The following is a 20,816-nucleotide window of genomic DNA, read 5'->3' as shown; positions in this document are numbered from 1 at the left end:
ATGTAGTATCAATACATAGTCGACTACAAAACATTGAAAATATTGACTCTTTCGACTTCGCGTGAGATACAGCGGGTGTTGTTTTGCTACAAGAACGATAACGAACACACTCATAACGGAGACGAAAAAATGTCGGCAAAGCACTTCGGATTCAAACAGGCGATGCTGGTTGGCAGTCTGGCCGCGCTCGCGGGCGCGGCGCTCCCGCCGGCGAATGCTTCGGCTGCCGAAGCATTTGGCTCGCCCGGCGCGACGCCCGTGCGCGGCCCCTCGGCCAAGTCGTTCCTCGGCACGGCGGTCGGCGGCGCGTCGCGGGTCTACTTCACCGGCTATCGCGGCATTCTGTCCGAGGTCTACTATCCGGTTCTCGACACGCCGGAGTCCGTCGACCTGCAGTTCCTCGTCGGCGATGCCGGCAAGACCTTCGTCGACGAAGAAAAGCTGCAGGCCTACTCGGCCGCGCAAACGGACGCGCGCACGATGAGCTGGCAGGTGACGACCAGCAACAGTTCGCATAACTGGCAAATCCGCAAGATCGTCTTCGCCGATCCGAACTACAACGCGATCGTGCAGCGCGTCACGTTCACCGCGCTCAACGGCCACAATGTCGGCGACTTCAATCTCTACATGCTGTCGAAGCCGTACCTCGACAACGCCGGCGGCAACAACACAGCGCAAACGGTGTCCGGCAGCGGCGGCACCGCGCTCGTCGCGAATCACAACAGCCGCTATTCGGCGCTCGTCGCGAGCCGCCCGTGGAAAGTGGTCAACGGCGCCGGCATGACGTCGAACGGCTTCGTCGGGCAGAGCGACGGCTGGACCGACCTGCTCGGCGGCACCGCCGACAAGACGATGGACTGGACGTTCTCGTCCGCGACCAACGGCAACGTCGCGCAGATGGGCTGGATCGATCTCGGCGATCCGGGCGCGACGAGCGTGTCGTTCGACGTCGTGCTCGGCTTCGGCGGCACGCAGGATCAGGCGCTCGGCGACGCGAACACGGTGCTCGGCAGCGATCTCGCCGGCGAGCAGCAGCAGTACGACACCGCGTGGCACACCTACGCGGCGGGCCTGTCGTCGCAGAACGGCGCGGCGGACGACGGCTACTATCTGGCCGCGATGACGCTCAAGACGATGCAGGACAAGAGCAACGGCGCGATGATCGCCGGCATCGGCACGCCGTGGGGCGAAACGCAGGGCGATTCGAACGCGGGCGGCTATCACCTCGTATGGCCGCGCGACCTGTTCAAGTTCGCGAACGCGCTGACGACGGCCGGCGACACGTCGAGCGCGACGAGCGTCGTCAACTATCTGTTCAACACGCTGCAGCAAACGACGGACTGCGGCACCGCCGAATACAACGCATCCGGCTGCGCGCAGGGCTACAGCCGCATCGGGCGCTTCCCGCAGAACGCGTGGGTGAACGGCTGGCCGTACTGGCAAGGCACGCAGATGGACGAGCAGGCGATGCCGATCATCCTCGCGTGGCGCCTCGGCCCGAGCGTGTTCAATCCGTTGTGGCCGAAGATCAAGCTCACCGCCGACTACATCGTCAACACCGGCCCTTGGACGTACCAGGAGCGCTGGGAAGAGAACGCCGGCTATTCGCCGTCGACGATCGCCGCCGAGATCGCGGGCCTCGTCACGGCAGCCGACATCGCCGCGCAAAACGGCGACACGGCGAGCGCCGCGCGCTACCTCGCCGCGGCCGACTACTGGCAGGAGAACGTCGCGGCGTGGACGTACACGTCGAGCGGCACGTTCGGCAACGGCAGCTACTACATCCGGATCAATCCGGCGGGCCGCGCGGGCGCCGGCACCGATCGCGCGAGCTTCGCGCCCACCGCAGGCCCGGACACGCCGCAGACGCTGACCGTGAAGAACGGCGGCGGCAACCACGATGCGCGGCGCGTCGTCGACGGCGGCTTCTTCGAGCTCGTCCGGATGGGCGTCAAGCGCGCGACCGATCCGACGATCGTCAACACGATCTCGGTCTACGACAGCGTGCTCGGCCAGACGCTGAGCATCGCGAACGCGCCGGCGCTGTCGCCGAACGCGTGGTTCCGCTACAACTTCGACGGCTACGGCGAGCACAACGACGGCAGCGACTTCGACGGCACCGGCGCCGGCCGACTGTGGCCGATCTTCACCGCCGAGCGCGGGATGGTGGAGATCGCGCGCCAGGGCAGCGGCAACGCGGGCAGCGCGTACTTCTCGACGCTCAAGCAACTGACGACGCCCGAGGGCTTCGTGCCGGAGCAGGTATGGTCGAATTCGACGACGCTGCCCGACGGCTGGGCAGTGACGACGCCCGCCGGCTACGCGCCGGGGCAGCCGACCAAATCGATGGCGCCGCTCAACTGGGCGATGGGCGAGTACATCAGCCTGCTCGCGTCGATCCAGGCGGGGCGCATCGCCGACGTGCCGTCGGTGGTCTGCGCGCGCTACAGCAACTGCGTCGCGCCGCTGCAGAGCGGGCAGGTGTCGGTGGCGGTCAACGTGAACGCGAGCACGCAGCTCGGCCAGCAGATGTACGTGACGGGCAACGTCGCCGCGCTCGGCAACTGGAACACCGATCTCGGCATTCCGGTCGACCCGGCCCGTTACCCGGTGTGGAGCAACACCGTCAACATGCCGGCCGGTCAGGCGATCCAGTACAAGTACTATCGGAAAAACGCGGACGGCAGCGTGACGTGGGAAACCTGGTCGGGCAACCGAGCGCTTCAGACGCCCGCGAGCGGCACGTTGACGCTGAACGATCAGGTGAACTGGTGATGACGTCGCGCACGCGCCGGATCGTGCTCGTTTCGGGCGCGCTGCTGGGCGTGGCGGCGGCGGGCTGGCGCGCAGGACTGCTGTCGAACCGGCATCCGCCGCCCGCCGCAACGCCGGCGCCCGTGCCTGCGCCCGCCGCGCCCGCGGCCGATCGCGCGCGGACGGCACCGCCCACGCCCGCGCCGCCGAGCCGGCCGCTCGTCAAGGCGCTGCCGCCCATGAAGGTCAAGCCGGGCGGAACGAGCTGGAATCCGGAACCGGCGGCGAAGCCCCCGCCTGTCGAAGCGCAGCGCGGCGGCCCCGACATCGCCGGCGCGCAGCCGCTGCGGCCGCCGCCGTCGGCTTCGCCGTGAATGCCGGAGGCAACGCGCTCGCTCCCGTTCTCACGCGTGCCGCACACGCCCTTCGGCACACGAACAAGGATCGTGGCTTCCCGTGCTCGGCCACGACTCCGCTCGATGCCCTCCGCGCTCTTCCGTTTCGGATGACGAAGCAGCCGGCGCACCGCCGGCATGACGCCCGTTCGCGCAAGCCAAGCGCCGCCGGATCGCTCGACGGCCGCATACAGCGCGAACATCTTCGGCAACGCATGCACCACTGAAAGCTATTTGTCATTCGCCCGCCGCCATTTCCTTACATCAAGCCGTCGTTCCTCGGGAATCCCCTAGGCAGACACATCGCGCGTCGCGCAGTTAAATAAATCAACTTGATTTATTTAACCTCCGGCGCCCCATGCCGACTGGAGGAGGAGACATCATGAGGAGTCCGCACATCGGCCAGGGCAGCAACTCGGCCAACGTGCGCCGCTACAACGAGCGCCTTCTGCTGAAGACGCTCAGGCGCGCGGGCAGTGCGTCGAAGGCCGATCTCGCGCGGCTCGCCAATCTGACGGGCACCGCGGTCGGCAGCATCATCGCGTCGCTCGCCGAAGCGAAGCTCATCGAATTCGCCGGCCGCCGCGCCGAGGGCCAGCGCGGCCAGCCCGCTTCGCTGATCCGGCTCGACCCGCGCGGCGCGTTCGGCATCGGCGTGCGGCTCGACCGGATGCGCATCGAGACGGCGCTCGTCAACTTCGCCGGCGACGTGATCGGCCGCCGCTCGCACGACACGCTGCTGCCGCCGCCCGCCGTCGTGCTCGACATCGTCCGGGAAGACGTCGCCGCGATGCAGCGGCTGCTTCCCGCGCACGAGCGCGCGCGGCTCACGGGCGTCGGCGTCGCGCAGCCGTACAACCTCGGCAGTTGGCTGCGCGAGATCGACCTGCCCGCCGACGCGTTCGGCACATGGGCCGAAGTCGATTTCGCGCGCGAGCTCGATCGCGCGATCGAGCTGCCCGTCTTCAGCGAAAACGACGGCAACGCCGCCGCGATCGCCGAGCTGTTCTACGGCTGCGGCCGGCAGCGCGACGATTTCGTCTACCTGTTCCTCGGGCCCGCGATCGGCGGCGGCATCGCGGTGGACGGCGACTGCCTGCGCGGCGTCACCGGCAACGCGGGCGACTTCGCGATGATGCCGGTGCCGCCGAGCCGCCTGCCTTCGGCGCCGAAGCCGCGCGGCGCATGGGACATCCTGATCACGCGCGCATCGCTGAACGGGCTCGTCCGGCATCTGCGCCACTGCGGCGAAACAGTCGAGACCCGCGCGGATCTCGAAGCGTGCGTCGCGCGCGGCGCGAAGGCCGTCGGCGAATGGATCGACGATTGCGTCGACGCGCTCGCGCCCGCGCTGCGCGCGACGCTCGCCGTGCTCGATTCGCCCGTCGTCGTGCTCGACGCCGACACCGACGCGGGCCTCATCGACACGCTGATCGCGCGCCTGCACGCCGCGCTCGCGGCGCTCGCGCCCGAAGCGCGCGGCACGCCCGTGCTCGTGCGCGGCTCGTTCGGCCCGGACGCCGGCGCGATCGGCGCCGCGACGCTGCCGATGTTCTTCAACTTCTCGCCGCGCGCCGGCATTCTCCGCGGCGCCGGCGTGGATTCTCAGGAGGTCAGATATGCCGCGTTCTGATCCGTCACGGCCGCTGCTCGAAATGCGCGGCATCAGCAAGACGTTCCCGGCCGTGCGCGCGCTCGCCGGCGTGAGCCTCACCGCCCATCCGGGCGAAATCCATTCGCTGATGGGCGAGAACGGCGCCGGCAAGTCGACGCTCATCAAGATCCTGTCGGGCGCGTATCAGGCCGATCCCGGCGGCGAGATCCGGATCGACGGCGCGCCCGTCGCGATCGACGGCCCGCTCGCCGCGCGCGACGCCGGCATCGCGGTGATCTATCAGGAGCTGTGCCTCGCGCCGAACCTGACCGTCGCGGAGAACATCTACGTCGGCCGCGAGCTGCGCCGCGGCAACGGCCGCTGGAGCACGATCGACCGCGCCGCGATGGCGCGCGGCTGTCAGGACGTGCTCGAGCGGCTCGGCGCGGATTTCGGGCCGAACACGCTCGTCGGCACGCTGTCGATCGCCGAGCAGCAGCTCGTCGAGATCGCGCGCGCCGTCCACACGAAGGCGCGCATCCTCGTGATGGACGAGCCGACGACGCCGCTTTCGTCGCGCGAGACCGAGAACCTGTTCCGGCTGATCCGGCAGTTGCGCGCCGAGGGGCTCGCGATCATCTACATCAGCCATCGGATGGCGGAGATCTATGAGCTGTCCGACCGCGTGTCGGTGCTGCGCGACGGCGCGTACGTCGGCACGCTCGATCGCGATTCGCTGTCGGCCGAGCGGCTCGTCGGCATGATGGTCGGCCGCGATATTTCGGGCTTCTACAAGAAAGCGCACGCGCCGTACGATCCGGGCAACCTGCTGCTGTCGGTGCGCGACGTCGCGGACGGCCGCCGCGTGCGCGGCTGCAGCCTCGATCTGCACGCGGGCGAAGTGCTCGGCATCGCGGGCCTCGTCGGCGCGGGCCGCACCGAGCTCGCGCGGCTCATCTTCGGCGCCGAGCCGCGCGTGCGCGGCGAAGTGACGCTCGGCGGCAAGGCGTTCGATGCGCATTCGCCGCGCGACGCGATCGACGCCGGGCTCGTGTATCTGACCGAGGACCGCAAGCGCCAGGGCCTGTTCCTCGACATGAGCGTGCGCGACAACATCAACATCTCCGTGTGCGGGCGCGACGCGCGGCTCGGCGCGCTCGATCTCGCACGCGGCGCGCAGCGCGCGCGCGACGCGATCGCCGCGCTGTCGATTCGCGTGCCGCACGCAAACGTTCACGTCGGCGCGCTGTCGGGCGGCAACCAGCAGAAGGTGCTGCTGTCGCGCCTGCTCGAGACGAAGCCACGCGTGCTGATCCTCGACGAGCCGACGCGCGGCGTCGACATCGGCGCGAAATCCGAGATCTACCGGATCATCAACGATCTCGCGCGCGCCGGCGTCGGCGTGATCGTGATCTCGAGCGAGCTGCCGGAGATCATCGGCGTGGCCGACCGCGTGCTCGTGATGCGCGAAGGCCGGATCGCCGGCGAGCTCGGCGGACACACGGGCGAGCCGATCACGCAGGAAGCGATCATCGCGCTCGCCACCGGCTCCCGCGCCGAGGCCGCGGCCGCGCACTGAGCGGCCGCCGCCGTCCTGTCATTTCACCTTCGGGTTATCGCCATGAACCAACAGATGAAGCAAAGCGAGATCGCTTCCGCGCCGCCGGGCGCGGCGCAACACCGCGCGACACCGCGCGCCGCCGACCGCCGCGCACGGATGCAGGCGCTGATGCGCACGGCCGGCATGCTGCCCGTTCTCGTGCTTTTGTGCGTCGGCTTCGGCTTCATGACCGACGGTTTCTTCACGCTGCAGAACCTGTCGATCGTCACGCAGCAGGCGTCGATCAACATCGTGCTCGCCGCCGGCATGACGTTCGTGATCCTGACGGGCGGCATCGATCTGTCGGTGGGCTCGGTGCTCGCGGCCGCCGCGGTCGCGTCGCTGCTCGCGTCGAACATTCCCGGCTGGGGCTGGCTCGGCATCCCGGCCGCGCTCGCGGTCGGGCTCGTGTTCGGCGTCGTCAACGGCGGGCTGATCTCGTTCCTGCGCCTGCCGCCCTTCATCGTCACGCTCGGCGCGCTGACCGCCGTGCGCGGCATCGCGCGCCTGATGGGCAACGACACCACGATCTTCAACCCGCAACTGCCATTCGCGTTCATCGGCAACGGCTCGATCCTCGGCGTGCCGTGGCTCGTCGTGATCGCGCTCGCCGTCGTCGCGCTCTCGTGGTTCATCCTGCGCCGCACGGTGCTCGGCATGCGGATCTATTCGGTCGGCGGCAACCCGGAGGCCGCACGGCTGTCCGGCATCAACGTGCGCGGCATCGAGCTGTTCGTCTACGCAACGTCGGGCCTGCTCGCCGGCCTCGGCGCGCTGATGTCCGCCGCGCGGCTGTATGCGGCGAACGGACTGCAGCTCGGCCAGTCGTACGAGCTCGACGCGATCGCCGCGGTGATTCTCGGCGGCACAAGCTTCGTCGGCGGCGTCGGCTCGATCGTCGGCACGCTGATCGGCGCGCTGATCATCGCGGTGCTGTCGAACGGGCTCGTGCTGCTCGGCGTGTCCGACATCTGGCAATACATCATCAAGGGGCTCGTGATCATCGGCGCGGTCGCGCTCGACCGCTACCGCCAGCACGAATCGGCCCGCACCTGACATCATCAGCCGCCATGCGGCGCGCGCGCAGGTCCTCGCGCGCGCCCTCCATCCCGGACCATACGGAGACAACGACATGTTGGAGATCAAGCACAAGCTCGTTCAGACCGCCGCCGCGTGCGCGCTCACGTTCGCCGCATGCGCGGCGCATGCGGCCGACAAGCCGCTCAAGTCGATCGGCATCACCGTCGGCTCGCTCGGCAATCCGTACTTCGTGACCGTCGTGAAAGGCGCGCAAGCGCAGGCGAAGGAAATCAATCCGAACGCGAAAGTCACCGCGGTTTCCGCCGATTACGACCTGAACAAGCAGTTCACGCAGATCGACAACTTCATCTCGGCTCACGTCGACATGATCCTGCTGAACGCCGCCGATCCGAAGGCGATCGAGCCCGCCGTGCGCAAGGCGCAGGCGGCGGGCATCGCGGTGATCGCGGTCGACGTCGCGGCTTCCGGCGCGGACGCCACCGTGCAGACGAACAACGTGAAGGCGGGCGAGCTTGCGTGCGACTACCTCGCGAAGAAGCTCAACGGCAAGGGCAACGTGATCATCGAGAACGGCCCGCAGGTGTCGGCCGTCCTCGATCGCGTGAACGGCTGCAAGGCGGTGCTCGCGAAGAATCCGGGCCTCAAGCTGCTGTCGGGCGACCAGGACGGCAAGGGCTCGCGCGAAGGCGGGATGAACGCGATGCAGGGCTACCTGACGCGCTTCCCGAAGGTCGACGGGCTCTTCGCGATCAACGATCCGCAGGCGATCGGCAGCGACCTCGCCGCGAAGCAGTTGCATCGCACCGGCATCGTGATCACGTCGGTCGACGGCGCGCCCGACATCGAGATCGCGCTGAAGAGCGATACGCAGGTGCAGGCATCGTCGAGCCAGGACCCGTTCGCGATGGCGAAGAAGGCTGTGTCGGTCGGCTACGAAATCATGAACGGGCACAAGCCTGGGAACGCGATGATCCTGCTCGAGCCGACGCTCGTCACGCGCGACAACGTGAAGAGCTACAAGGGCTGGAGCTCGCATTGACGCGCGGCGGCCGCTCGCGCGGGGCGACGCGCGCGCCGACCGCGCATGCCTGAACGGCGCGCCGACGCTGCGATTACGGGCGCGCGCGTTCGCCGCCGCCCTATGCGGGCGGATGCAAATCCTGAAGCAGCGTCGGCACCAGCTCCGACACGGTCGGATGAATGTGCATCGCGCGGCTGATCGTCGTGTACGGCGCCTTCGCGTACATCACGTCGAGCAGCGAATGCACGACTTCGTCGCCCGTCACGCCGAGGATCGACGCGCCGAGAATCGCGCGGCTGTCCGCATCGACGATCACCTTCATGAAGCCCAGGCTCTCGCCTTTCTCCACCGCGCGCCCGACGCGCGTCATCGGGCGCGTGCCGACCAGCAGCCTGCGCCCCGAGCGCGCGGCCTCGGCCTGCGTGAGCCCGATGCGCGCGAGCGGCGGATCGATGAACATCGCGTAGGCCGGAATGCGGTCCGAGACCTTGCGCGGATCGTTGTCGAGCAGGTTCGCCGCGACGATCTCGTAATCGTTGTACGACGTATGCGTGAACGCGCCGCGGCCGTTGCAGTCGCCCATTGCCCAGATGCCCGCCACGTTCGTGCGCAACTGCTCGTCCACCCGGATATAGCCGCGCGCATCGGTTTCGACGCCCGCCTTCTCCAGCCCGAGATCGTCGGTATTCGGCACGCGCCCGACGGCGAGCAGCAGGTGCGAGCCCGTCACCTCACGCGCGCCGGCCGCGCAATCGAGGCCGACGGTCAACCCGCCGCCGTCGCGCCGCACGCTCAGGCAATCGGCGTCGAGCCGAACGTCGACGCCCTCGCCTTCCAGAATCTCGCGCACCGCCCGCGACACGTCCTCGTCCTCGCGCCCGATCAGCCGCGGGCCTTTCTCGACGATCGTCACGCGCGAGCCGAAGCGCCGGTACATCTGGCCGAACTCGAGCCCCACGTAGCTGCCGCCGAGAATGATCAGATGCCCGGGCAGGAAATCGACGTCCATCATCGTCGAGTTGGTCAGGTACGGCACCTGATCGAGGCCCGGGATCGGCGGAATCAGCGCGCGGCCGCCGACGTCGATGAAGATCCGCCCGGCTTCGAGCAACGCGTCGCCGACGCGCACCGTGCGCGCGCTCTCGAAGCGCGCGTGCCCGTGGTAGACCGTGCCGTTCTCGAGGCCGCGGACCCACTGCTCGACGCCGTGGTTCGAGCGCCCGGCAACCTGATCCTTGCGCGCCTTCACCTTCTTCATGTCGACCGTGACCGGCCCGCCGAGCGTCACGCCGTATTCGCCGGCCCGCCGCGCGAGATGCGCGGCGTAGGCGCTCGCGATCAACGTCTTCGTCGGAATGCAGCCCGTGTTCACGCAGGTGCCGCCGAAGCGCGCGCGCTCGACGACGGCCACTTTCATGCCCGCGGCGGACAGCCGGGCCGCGAGCGGGGGACCGGATTGACCGGTGCCGATGATGATCGCATCGAAACGTCGAGTCATGGCGCTCTCCTTCGTTGCGGCGGCGTGAAAATGCATTTGGCCGGCAATCCGCGTGCCTTCGGCTACGCATTCCGGAACGGCAATGGGTATGGTACGCGCGGCCGGCACGGAACGAATTGACAACATTACGCGCCCCTGTCGCCGCGAACGTGCTGGCGCGAACGGACGCAACCATCGGAACAATTCGTTTCGCGCCCCGCCGCCGTCGCGCCGGCTCCGCGCGCATGACGGCGCATCCCGGAATGAACTAAAGTGAATCAACGTCGCGAAGGGGCGCGTATCGATACGCGATCCATTCGCACGGGACGCGTCACGGGTCCGCTTTCCACGCTACGATTCGCCGCCCACCGGAGGGCGGCGTCGGCTTTCGCGTTCGGGAGGTCCAATGGATGGTTTTCTCATTCAGCGCCCGTCTCGTCTGCAGACGCTTGGGGCCGGAGCATTCGCGCTGCTGACGCTGGGCGCGCTCGTCGCCACCGCGCCGAACGCGAATCTGAGGCTGCCGACGATCGAGCCGTTCCTGCCGATGTGCGCGTTGACCGTGTTCAGCATGTCGATCATCGCGGCCTTCCTGCTCGGCGCGCAGTTCACCGTCATGCGTCGCCCGGTTCTCGGCACGCTGGCCGGCGCGTATGCGTTCATCGCGACCACGGTCGCGCTGCAACTGCTCGCGTTTCCGGGCGTTTTTGCGCCGACCGGCCTGATCGGCGCCCGGCGTTACAGCGCGGCATGGATATGGATGTTCTGGCACGGCGGCTTCCCGCTGTTCGTCGTGCTCGCGATGCTGACGCGATACCGGCTCGCGAAGCGGCTCGACGACACCCGTCACGTCGGCCTCTGGCTGGCGGCATTGGCGGGCGTGCCGGTCGCAACCGGCATCGTGCTCGGGTTCGTCGCACTGTCCGTCGATCTGCCCGAGCCGTTCGACCCGTCGCTCGACAACGCGTTGCTCGCCGCCAATCCGGCTGCGATCGTCGTCTCGACGATCAATCTCGGCGCGTTCGCGGCCGCGCTGCTCGTCGGCCGAATGAGGACGATGCTCGACGTCTGGCTCATTGTCGTCCTGCTCGCCTCTTTCGCCGATACCAGCCTGAATCTGCTGAGCACGACGCGCTTCAGCGCCGGCTGGTACGTCGCGCGTCTGTTCAGCATGTTCACGCCGGGCATCCTCGTATGCGTGCTCGTCTGGGAAGTGACGATGCTGTACCGGCGGCTCTTCGACGCGCATACGTCGCTCGTGCGAACCGCCTCGCACGACGCGCTGACGATGGTGTACAACCGCCGCTATTTCAACGAGCAGTTCGAACACGCCTTTCACTACGCGCGCCGGCACCACTTGCCGATCGCACTCGTGATGGTCGACGTCGATCATTTCAAGCAGTACAACGACACGTTCGGCCACCTGCAAGGGGACACGTGCCTCGCCGCCGTCGCGGCCGCGCTGTCCAGCGTGGCGAGCCGCGCGACCGATTTCGTCGCGCGCTACGGCGGCGAGGAATTCGCCGTCGTGCTGCCCGGGACGGACGAACGCGGCGCGGCGGCGATCGCCGAACAGGCGCGGCAGTCCGTCGAGCGGCTGCGCATCGCGGCCGATACGACGCCCGGCTACGTGACGGTGAGCGCCGGCTACGCGGCGAGCAGCGGCAATCCGTTCGAAACGCCCGGCGCGCTGGTCGCGGCCGCCGACGCGGGGCTGTATCGCGCGAAGATGCTGGGGCGCAACGTCAGCGCGGCGCCTCATCTCGACATGCAGAATGCGGCGATGCGCGACTGAGGCTCGGGACGCGGGCCGCCCCCCTACCTTACGACGCAAAACCGCCGTGCGCCGGCCGCGACGCATTCGGCGAAGCCGCGCGGGCGGCTTCGCCACCGAATCGCGGTCACGCCGTCACGGCTTGACGCCCTCGATCACGCTCAGCGCGCCTTGCGTCGGATGAACGGCCGTCATCGACAGCCCGGCCGCCGCATAGAGCCGCCCGTACCCTTCGGCCGTGCGCCCGTGCCCGCCGGAACTCATGATCAGCATTTCGAGATCGTGCAGCTTCGCGAAATGCGGCTCGCCCGGCGGCGTGAGCACCGCTTCGACGAGCAGGAGCTTGCCGCCCGGGCGCATCGCCTCCGCGCAGTTCGCCATGATCCGCGTCGCCTGCTCGTCGTCCCAGTCGCAGATCACGTGCTTCATCACGAAAACGTCGCCGTGCGCGTCGATCGATTTGCTCGCGTCGCCCGCGACGACCTTCACCCGCCCGGTCAGCCCGTGTTTCGCGAAAAGCTGCCGCGCGCCTTCGCACGCGTGCGGCAGCTCGAAGAGCACGCCGTTCGCATTCGGGTTCGCGTGCAGCAGCGTCGCGAGCAGAAAGCCGTGGCCGCCGCCCACGTCGACGATCGTGCGCGCTTGCGAAAAATCATAGGCGCGCGCCACCGCCGGCGATTCCAGCTCGCTGATGCTCGTCATCGCGTCGTTGACGATCGTCGCGATCTCCGGATGCGCATCGATGTACGCGAAGCCCGGCCCGCCCACGACATGCTCGAACGCGCTGCGTCCGGTCTTGACGCTGTACATCAGTTGCCCCCATGCCCGCCATCCCGCGTCCATCCCCGCGAGCCGCACGAAGCCGCGCATCGAGCCCGGCGCGTCGCGCCGCAGCGCGTCGCCGAGCGGGCTGTTGCGAAACCGCCGGCCCTCTTCCTCGACGAACACGCCGAGACTGCCGAGCGCGCGCAGCATGCGATAAAGCGCCTCGGGATGGGTGTCCGTCGCGGCGGCCAGTTCGTCCGCCGTGCGTTCCCGCTCCGCCAGCAGGTCGGCAATGCCGAGCTCGGCGGCGACATAGAGCGCCTGCGCGTGCCACTTGCCGGTGACCATCTGCAGTATCGCGATATGCGGCGGCTGTCCCGCCTGCACTTCCGTCATGAGTTTTCTCCTTTCAAGTGATCGATCGAAATGCGAATGCGCAAGAGCGCGTATGAATGCGGCATGTCGGCGGCGGCCCGCGCCGCGCGAGCCGGTACGGTCAGGCCGCGATCAGCTTGATCATCTCGGCCGTGTCGAAGTGATCCTCGAACGTGACCGCCCGGCCGTTCTCGAACCGCCACACGTGCACGAACCTCAGCGTCGCGCTGCGCCCGTTGGCCGCGGTGACGCGGCGCGAGCCGAGCACGACGATCCGCTCGCCGGACTCGATGAACTCCTCAGGCTCGATCCGCATCTCGGCGATGTGCGTCGGCACGTGCCTGATGAACGCGATCACTTCGTCGTGGCCGCGCTTCGTTCCGCCGAGCCCGTATGGGCTCATGCCGTCCGGATGGGTCCAGCGCACGTCCGGCGCGAGCGCCGCGAGCACGCCGGGCAGGTCGCGACGGTGGAAGGCCTCGTATGACTCGCGCACGGTCTGCATGTTGATCGACATTGCAAATAGCTCCTGTCTCGCGCGTCAGCGCTGCTCGGCCGGCAGCGTCTTCACCGCGCCGGGGAAGTGAGCTTCGATGGTCCGGCGCACGCCTTCCTTCCAGTGCACCGTGCAATCGCCGATCAGCGCGCGCCGCTTCGTGTTGTCGAACGCATAGGTTTCGCGCGTCACGTCGCTGCGCTCGAAACGCGCATCGACGCCCGTGATGTCCGCCACGTATTGCAGGCAATCCTGAATGCCGACGGCCTCGTCGCCGCCCCAGTTCAGCACGAGCGCGGGCGAGCTCGCCGCCTCCCACAGCAGCGGCACCTGGCGGACGAGATCGTCGGTGTGGATCAGCGACGCCCAGTTCTGGCCTTCGCGCGGCACCGGCACCGGCTTGCCGGCGAGCAGTTGCCGGTACAGCAGCACCGGCACGCCGCCGTGGCCGTATGGGCCGTACGCGACGTTCAGGCGTGCGATCACGGTCGGCAGGCCGAGCGTGGCCGAGAACGCGCGCACGACGCCCTCGCACGAGATCTTCACGATCGGATAGGCGGGCAGCCAGTGCGCGACGCCGTTCAGTGGGTCCGTCTCCGCATACGGATGATCGAGCGCCTGCCGCGCGTACAGGCTGCCGCTCGATACATAGATGAACGATTCCGCGTGGCGGCAATGCGTCATCAGGCGCCCGGTGGCGACCGTGTTGATCTCGATCGCCTTGTCGAAATCGCCGTCCTCGCCGCGCCTCACCGCCGCGTGCAGCACGTGCGTGAAGTCGTCGGGCAGGCCGTCGAGCGTGTCGCGCTCCATGTCCCACCGCCACGTGTTCACGCCCTTCGCGCGCAACGCGTCCTCCACGCTCGCATCGCCGAACCGGCCGATCGCCCACACCTCGTCCCGCGCCGCCAGCGCTTCGGCGACGGGCCGCGCCACCTGGCCGGTCGCGCCCGTGATCAGAACCTTGCGCTTCGCGTGCCGCCGTTTCGCGTCACCGCGCGCTTCGTTGACAGACACTGCCATGAGCCTCTTCTCCTTGTTCATCGTGATGCCGGACATCGGTCATTTGCCGCCGAGCGCGCGATCGAGCTCGGCCCGCAGCACCGCCTGGAACGTCGCGACGTGCGCGGGCCCCATCAGCGTGTAGTGCTCGCCCGCCACGTCGATGTAGCGATTCGGCGCGCGCGTGAACTCGTCCCACCGGCGCAGTTCGTTGTTCAGCCAGTCGTCCTTCGTGCCGCGCAGCGGGATCGCGTAGAAAATCGACATCGCCTGCACGCTGCCCGACGGCACGTACGAACGCCCGAGCGTCAGCAGCGATTGCGCGAGCCCCGCCCATGCGCGGAATTTCGGCAGATCGAGATCGAGCTCGGCGAGCCGCCCGGGCGGCGCGTGGTCGATCAGGTACGCGAGCGGGTCCTGCTCCGGCATCGCGGCGCGCAACTGCGGCGGCAGCGTCAGCGACTGCTGCTTGTCGATCAGCGACAGGAAGAACGCGAGGTTGACCGCGCCTTCCACCTCGTCGAGCTCGTCCATCCGGTACTTGATGTGCGGCGGCAGATTGAAGCTGCCGACGAAATCCACGCGCTCGCCCTGCGATTCGAGCACCTTCGCGATCTCGAACGCGACCGCGCCGCCGTACGAATAGCCGGCCACCGCGTAAGGTCCGTGCGGCTGCCGCTTGCGGATCGCGTCGACATACGTGTTCACCATCTCGTCGAAGCTGGAGAAATACGTCTCCCCTTCGTTGAAGCCGCGCGCGCGCAGCGCGTAGAACGGGCGCTCGTTGACGAAATACTTCGCGAGATTGACGAACACGAGCACCTCGCCGACGCCGGGGTGCACGCAGAAGAGCGGCGTCTTGCCGCCCGTGAGCTGCAGCGGCACGACGGGGTCGTAATCGCCCGCCGTCACGCGCTCGCCCGACGCGAGGCGCGCGGCCAGCGCGCGCACGGTCGGATTCTGGAGAATCGTCACGATCGGCAGGTCGACGACGCCGAGCCGCTGCTCGACGTGGCGCTTGAGCTTCAGGATGTCGAGCGACGTGCCGCCGAGATCGAAGAAGCTCGCGGTCGCGCTGATCGCGTCGGGCGCGACCTGGAACATCTCCGCGAAGATCGCGGCGACCGCGGCCTCGGTGTCGCCCTCGGGCGCGGCGTAGCCGCCCATCTGCCGGTTCGCGAGATCGGCGACCAATGCCTTGCAGCCGTCGTAGCCGCCCGCTTCGAGCCGCTTGCGCATGATCGTGCGCTGGGTCTTGCCGAGGCTCGTCTTCGGAAACTCGTCTTCCGGCAACGGCAGGATCAACGCGGGCCGGAAGCCCCACAGCAGGATCGTGCTGTTGCGGATCGCGATGATGACGCGATACAGCGCGTCCTCGTCGTCGAGCGGGAACGACGGCGTGAACGTCACGACGAGCTGCTCGGATTCGTCGCCGGCGCTGCGCGTCGGGAACGCCGCGACGAACGAGCGCTTGACGCCGTCGAGCGCTTCGAGCGTCGTCTCCAGCTCGTGGCTGAAGTAGTTGACGCCGTTGACGATGATGCTGTCCTTGCTGCGGCCGACGAGCCACAGCCGGCCGCGCTCGATGCGCCCGAGATCGCCCGTGCGAAACCAGCCGTCGCTCGTGAACGCCGCGCGCGTCGCCTCGGCGTTGTTGTAATAGCACTGGAAGATCATCGGGCCGCGCACCTGGAACTCGCCCGCTTCGCCGTCCGGCAGCACGTTGTTGCGGTCGTCCGCGATGCGCATCTGCAGCCCGGCCACCGGCAGGCCGAGCGACGCGAACTCGCGGCCCGCGTCGCCGTGCGGAAATTCGCGCGAATACACGGAGCCCGCGCACGTCTCGGTCATCCCGAACGCGGGCCACAGCGCGTCGCGCGCGAGGCCGCACGGCGCGAGAAGATCGAGGAAGCGCTGCCCGGTCGCGACGACGATCGCCTCGCCGCCCGACACGGCGTGCCGCAGCGACGAGAGATCCACCGAGCGGCGCCACGCCGCGAGCGCCTCGTCGCCCATCGCTTCGAGCGCGGCGTTCAGTTGCCCGAACAGGAAGTTCGGCGAGAAGGTCATCGTGACGCGATAGCGGCTGATGAGCCGCAGGAAGCGCAGCGGATCGGTCAGGATCGCCGCGGATTCGACATGGAGCTGCACGGCGCCCACGCAGAGCGGCAGCAGGTGGGCTTCGAGCAGCGCGGCGACATGATCGAACGAGATCCAGTTGAGCGTGACGTCCGCGCCGGCGAGTTGCTGCCGGTCGTTCTTGCCCGCCATCGACGCGAGCAGGTTGCCGTGCGTGAGCACGACCGCCTTCGAATTGCCGGTGGAGCCCGACGTGAGCACGAAGACGGCCGGGTCCGACGGTTGCGCGGCATGAACCGATTCGTCGGGCGCGCCGGCGCGCAGCGCGTTCAGGTTGACGGCGAACGCGCCGCCCGGCAGATCGCTCTTCAGCGCTTCGGTGGTGACGAGCAGCGGATGGTCGAGCAGCGTGTCGACGTGCGCGAGATGCTTTGCCCAACGCTCGGGATCGTTGCGGATCGGCACGAGCGGACACGGCACGAATCCGCCGAGCGCGCACGCCCAGAACGCCGGGATGAAATCGTTCGCGTGCTCGAGCAGCAGCGCGACCTTCATGCCGGACCGGTAGCCGCGCGAGCGCAGGCCGCCCAGGATGCGGCGCGCCTCGTCGAGCAGTTCGGGATACGTGACGAAAGCGCCCTTTTCCTCGGATTGCGCGGCGATGAAACGCACGCCCGTATGCGGATGCAGCCGTGCGGCCCGCAACAGCAGGTCGACGATGTTGTGCGGCGAAGTGGCGCGCGATTCGTGTTCGGAAACGCGCGGCAAATCGAGAGTGGATGTCGTCATGGTGCAGGTACTCCATGCTGGTGGTGCAAGTGGTGAACGAACGTCCGGGCGCGTCCGCGCGGACGCGTCGATTGACGATTGCGGGTGAATCCCTACCTGACTGGCCGCCGATCCTCGCAAAGACGGACCGGCAGCCGATTGACACTCGACTGCGTGAGACGAACCGGCCGCTTGCCCGGCAAATAGCGGAATTGTTCGATCGAATCCCGACAACGGGCGCCGATGCGATCCGAAATGCCCGATTTCATCCCGAATCGCACACGGCGATGAACGGGATTTCGAAATAATCCGCCGGCTGCATGGATGAAAAACGCCGAATGATTCGATTGTTTTCCGTGCGCCAATGATCGATGCGATTCATCGGCCGCATGCAAACGACTTGGCCCCGGCGACCGACGGGACGCCGCACGGAAATCGGCCGATCAACGGCGTTCCGGCGCCAGCGGCCCGCCGGTACCGGTTCGAGCGACAAGCATTGAAGCGAAACGGGAAACGGTCGGCGTTTCAATGAAACGCCGCGAGTTGCGGCGGCGATATCCCTGTACCAGTCGGGATGATTGAAACGAAACGCAGTCTACGACAAAACGCGTGAAGTTTAAACGCGATTCGCAAGAATGTATTCGTACAAAAGCGCGGCATTTTTATTAAATATAATTCCGGGCAAATCAATTCACCCCGCCATTCACGTCATCGAAATCATGCGATTTTATTTGGCGACTTATATCCCGATCGAACGACATATTATCGACATTTATCGAGCCTGGCATTTCGAACTGGATATCCGTATTTCTTACGTACATTTCCAAAATCGATCGGGCGGGGCGGCGATCAGCTCGCCGAACGTCGGCCGTCAGCGTCGGCGTCGTCCTCGCCGCCGTCGCGGCTGCCCGCCATCGTCTGCAGCGCGATATAGAGCCAGAGCCGATCGTCGATCGCGCCGAGATCGAGACCCGTCGCGTCGCGGATCTGCTGCAGCCGGTAGTCGAGCGTGTTGCGGTGAATGCCGAGCGCTTGCGCCGTCGCGCTCGGGTGGCCGTCGTTCGCGTACCAGGCCTTCAGCGTGTCGAGCAGCGCGCCGGAGCGCCGCTCGCGCGCGAGCAGGCGCGTGAGCGGCAGCCGCAACTGCCGTGCCTGCCAGCCTTGCGACAGCGCCGACAGCAGAACGGGCAGCACGAAGTCGTAGTATGAATAGGCAGCCTTTTGCGGCGTGCGCGCCGCGCCGACGCGAAGCGTCGCGAGCGCGCACTGATACGAGCGCTCGAAGCCGTCGATGCCGTCGAGCGCGATGCCGAGCGCGAGCGAGAACGGCTGCGTCGCGACCTTGCGCAACGTGCCCTCCAGCGCGGCGAGCCGCTTGCCGGCGTGCGTCGCGAGCACGCTGTCGCGCACCGCGCGCGCGTCGATCGCATCGAACATCACGAGCTCCCGATACGACGTCTGCGCGCTCAGCAACTGCGGCCACTCGTCAGCCAGTTGCGACCGCATCGCCTCGATCTGGCCGACGCCCGCTTCCGGGTCCGCGTCGACGCCGCTCAGGCGGCACACGATCGCCGCATGCGCGAGCCGCACGTCGATGCCGAGCCGGTCGGCCCACGCTTCCAGCTCGGCGGCCGCGGCCGTGCGCCTCAGAAGCTGAAGCACGAACTCTTCCCGATGGCGCGCGTTGCGGCGCAATTCGACGGTCAACTGCTCGCGCTCGAGGATCAATTCCGCTGTGACGCGCAGCAGCTCGCCGAAGCCGCGCACCGCGTCCGGCTCGCCGGTGACGCCGATCACGCCGCACACCTTGCCGCGCACGCTCAGCGGCAGGTTGATGCCGGGCCGCGCGCCGCTCAGGTTCGCGGCCATCGCGTCGTCGATCTCGACCGCGCGCGCCCGGGCGAGCGCGAGCTGCGCGCCCGCGTGGATCTCGCCGACGCGCGCCGCGTCGCTGCTCGCGAGGATCAGGCCGTGCGCGTCCATCACGTTCACGTCGAACGGCATCACTTCGACAGTGCGTGCGACGATTTCAGTCGCGAGACGGGCATCGATCATCATGGCGGTCGGGTCGAATGGCAGGAACGGCGGCGAGCGGGCCGTCGAGCAGGCCGTAAAGCAGGCTGCAAGGCAGGCGGCGAAGCAGGCCGCGGGCCATCGTGCGGCCCGACGCCTATTGTCGCGTCATTTCGGTCGGCCAGACGATGCGCATCAGGTTCGTCGAGCCGGGATGGCCGAACGGCACGCCTGCGGCGACGACGATCGGGCGTTCGTCGGTGGCGAATCCTTCCGCGTGCGCGGCTTCGATCGCGATCTCGACGATGTTCTCGATGCCGGCCGCCTCGACCGCCACGCGCGAGCGCACGCCCCATGCGAGCGTGAGCCGCCGCGCGATGTCCGCGCGCGGCGTGAGGCTCAGGATCGCCGTGCGCGGCCGCAGGCGCGACAGGCGTATCGCCGTGGCGCCCGACGCCGTGTACGTGACCGCGACGCCGAGCCGCAGCGTATCCGAAACCACTTCGATCGCCGCGCCGATCGCGTCGGTCGCGTTCGGCGCGTGCGCGGTGACGATCGCCTTCATCAGTTGTGGCTGGATCGGGTCCGCCTCGGTCGTCGCGATGATCTTGCGCATGAAGTCGACCGCCTCGACCGGATACTGGCCCGACGCCGATTCCGCGGACAGCATCACCGCGTCGGCGCCGTCGTAGACGGCCGCGGCGACGTCGGACGCCTCCGCGCGCGTCGGCGTGGGCGCGAGCGTCATCGATTCGAGCATCTGCGTCGCGACGATCACCGGCTTGCCCGCCGCGCGCGCGAGCCTAATGATCTGCTTCTGCACGCTCGGCACGTCCTCGAGCGACATCTCCACGCCGAGATCGCCGCGCGCGACCATCACCGCATCGGCGGCGTCGACGATGTCGACGATGTTCGCCACCGCCTGCGGCTTCTCGATCTTCGCGACGATCGCCGCGCGCGCGCCGATCAGCGCGCGCGCGTCGCGCACGTCCTGCGCGGTCTGCACGAACGACAGCGCGACCCAGTCGACGCCGAGCGACAGCCCGAATTCCAGATCGTCGCGATCCTTCCCGGACAGCGCCGGAATCGCGAGCGGCGCGTCGGGCACGCTCACGCCCTTGCGGTCGGACACGATCCCGTCGAGCAGCGCGGTCGTCTCGATGCGCGCCGCCGACACCGCGTCGACGCGAAACCGCAGCTTGCCGTCGTCGACGAGCAGCAGATGGCCGGGGCGCGCGGCGGCGAAGATCTCCGGATGCGGCAGCGACACGCGCCGCGCGTCGCCGGGCGCGGGGTCCAGGTCGAACACGAACGGCTGGCCCTTCGCGATCTGCGCACGTCCGCCCGCGAACTGCCCGACCCGCAGCTTCGGGCCCTGCAGATCGAGCAGGATGCCGATCGGGTGCCCGATGCGCGCCTCGACCGCGCGCACGGCCGCGTGGCGCGCCGCGTGATCGGCGTGCGCGCCGTGGCTGAAGTTCAGGCGGAACACGTCGGCGCCCGCGCGCGCGAGCGCTTCGATCGTGGTTTCCGTCGAGCTCGACGGGCCGAGCGTCGCGACGATCTTCGTCGAACGGCGGCGCTCGCGGCCGGTGTGGCTTTCGTTTCGCATGTCCGGTTCCAGTGCAGGAAATGAGTCGGATGGTTCGGGTGGATCGTGCC

15 protein-coding genes are annotated in these 20,816 nt (G+C 68.2%); 8 read left to right on the top strand and 7 right to left on the bottom strand.

The window, feature by feature from the left end:
• The first annotated feature begins 129 nt into the window (after positions 1-129).
• The 6 genes from AQ610_RS20070 to AQ610_RS20045 all read left to right on the top strand — a co-directional run bounded on the left by AQ610_RS20070 (position 130) and on the right by AQ610_RS20045 (position 8,423).
• Positions 130-2,775 carry a glycoside hydrolase family 15 protein gene (locus AQ610_RS20070; RefSeq protein WP_009914130.1) on the top strand — a complete coding sequence of 882 codons (2,646 nt, stop codon included), beginning with the start codon at positions 130-132 and terminating at the stop codon, positions 2,773-2,775.
• Positions 2,775-3,128: a hypothetical protein gene (locus tag AQ610_RS20065; RefSeq protein ID WP_043282980.1), complete on the top strand. Its 354-nt coding sequence runs from the start codon at positions 2,775-2,777 to the stop codon at positions 3,126-3,128. The genes AQ610_RS20070 and AQ610_RS20065 overlap by 1 nt, the downstream gene beginning before the upstream one ends.
• A gap of 403 nt (positions 3,129-3,531) precedes the next feature.
• A complete protein-coding gene (locus tag AQ610_RS20060; protein WP_006028466.1) occupies positions 3,532-4,782 on the top strand; it encodes an ROK family protein in 1,251 nt (416 codons plus the stop codon).
• A complete protein-coding gene (locus AQ610_RS20055) occupies positions 4,769-6,322 on the top strand; it encodes a sugar ABC transporter ATP-binding protein (RefSeq protein ID WP_009914123.1) in 1,554 nt (517 codons plus the stop codon). The genes AQ610_RS20060 and AQ610_RS20055 overlap by 14 nt, the downstream gene beginning before the upstream one ends.
• Before the next feature lie 42 nt (positions 6,323-6,364).
• Positions 6,365-7,399 (top strand): ABC transporter permease subunit, encoded by a 1,035-nt coding sequence (locus tag AQ610_RS20050; protein WP_015603444.1) that lies wholly within the window; start codon positions 6,365-6,367, stop codon positions 7,397-7,399.
• Positions 7,400-7,475: 76 nt separating this feature from the next.
• Positions 7,476-8,423 (top strand): ABC transporter substrate-binding protein, encoded by a 948-nt coding sequence (locus AQ610_RS20045; RefSeq protein WP_009914122.1) that lies wholly within the window; start codon positions 7,476-7,478, stop codon positions 8,421-8,423.
• A 100-nt stretch (positions 8,424-8,523) separates the two neighbouring features.
• Here the strand turns inward: AQ610_RS20045 and AQ610_RS20040 are convergent, their stop codons facing one another.
• The gene (locus tag AQ610_RS20040) at positions 8,524-9,903 is read right to left on the bottom strand and encodes an FAD-containing oxidoreductase (protein ID WP_006028462.1); all 1,380 of its coding nucleotides are present in this window, start codon (positions 9,901-9,903) and stop codon (positions 8,524-8,526) included.
• A gap of 385 nt (positions 9,904-10,288) precedes the next feature.
• Between AQ610_RS20040 and AQ610_RS20035 the strand changes: the two genes are divergently transcribed.
• Positions 10,289-11,677, top strand: a complete 1,389-nt coding sequence (locus AQ610_RS20035) for a GGDEF domain-containing protein (protein WP_006028461.1) — start codon at positions 10,289-10,291, stop codon at positions 11,675-11,677.
• Between the two features lie 114 nt (positions 11,678-11,791).
• Here the strand turns inward: AQ610_RS20035 and AQ610_RS20030 are convergent, their stop codons facing one another.
• The 4 genes from AQ610_RS20030 to AQ610_RS20015 form a co-directional block, all read right to left on the bottom strand.
• Positions 11,792-12,817, bottom strand: a complete 1,026-nt coding sequence (locus AQ610_RS20030; protein ID WP_009914120.1) for a methyltransferase — start codon at positions 12,815-12,817, stop codon at positions 11,792-11,794.
• 100 nt (positions 12,818-12,917) lie between these two features.
• Positions 12,918-13,313, bottom strand: coding sequence for a nuclear transport factor 2 family protein (locus AQ610_RS20025; protein ID WP_006028459.1), 396 nt, complete (start codon positions 13,311-13,313; stop codon positions 12,918-12,920).
• Between the two features lie 24 nt (positions 13,314-13,337).
• Positions 13,338-14,315 (bottom strand): NAD-dependent epimerase/dehydratase family protein, encoded by a 978-nt coding sequence (locus tag AQ610_RS20020; protein WP_015603421.1) that lies wholly within the window; start codon positions 14,313-14,315, stop codon positions 13,338-13,340.
• Between the two features lie 39 nt (positions 14,316-14,354).
• Complete coding sequence (locus AQ610_RS20015) at positions 14,355-17,162, bottom strand: non-ribosomal peptide synthetase (protein ID WP_043282978.1); 2,808 nt, start codon at positions 17,160-17,162, stop codon at positions 14,355-14,357.
• A 14-nt stretch (positions 17,163-17,176) separates the two neighbouring features.
• On the opposite strand from AQ610_RS20015, the gene AQ610_RS37510 reads away from it, so the two are divergent.
• On the top strand, positions 17,177-17,449 hold the full coding sequence (locus AQ610_RS37510; RefSeq protein WP_156436732.1) for a hypothetical protein: 273 nt from the start codon (positions 17,177-17,179) through the stop codon (positions 17,447-17,449).
• 541 nt (positions 17,450-17,990) lie between these two features.
• On the opposite strand, the gene AQ610_RS20005 is transcribed toward AQ610_RS37510, so the two are convergent.
• Both AQ610_RS20005 and pyk read right to left on the bottom strand, forming a co-directional pair.
• The gene (locus AQ610_RS20005; protein WP_006028456.1) at positions 17,991-19,199 is read right to left on the bottom strand and encodes a sugar diacid recognition domain-containing protein; all 1,209 of its coding nucleotides are present in this window, start codon (positions 19,197-19,199) and stop codon (positions 17,991-17,993) included.
• Positions 19,200-19,311: 112 nt separating this feature from the next.
• Positions 19,312-20,766: a pyruvate kinase gene (gene pyk, locus AQ610_RS20000; protein WP_006028455.1), complete on the bottom strand. Its 1,455-nt coding sequence runs from the start codon at positions 20,764-20,766 to the stop codon at positions 19,312-19,314.
• Positions 20,767-20,816: the final 50 nt, after the last annotated feature.

This window comes from Burkholderia humptydooensis, assembly GCF_001513745.1.
Lineage (GTDB): Bacteria > Pseudomonadota > Gammaproteobacteria > Burkholderiales > Burkholderiaceae > Burkholderia > Burkholderia humptydooensis.
This window is presented reverse-complemented; position numbering and strand designations above follow the sequence as displayed.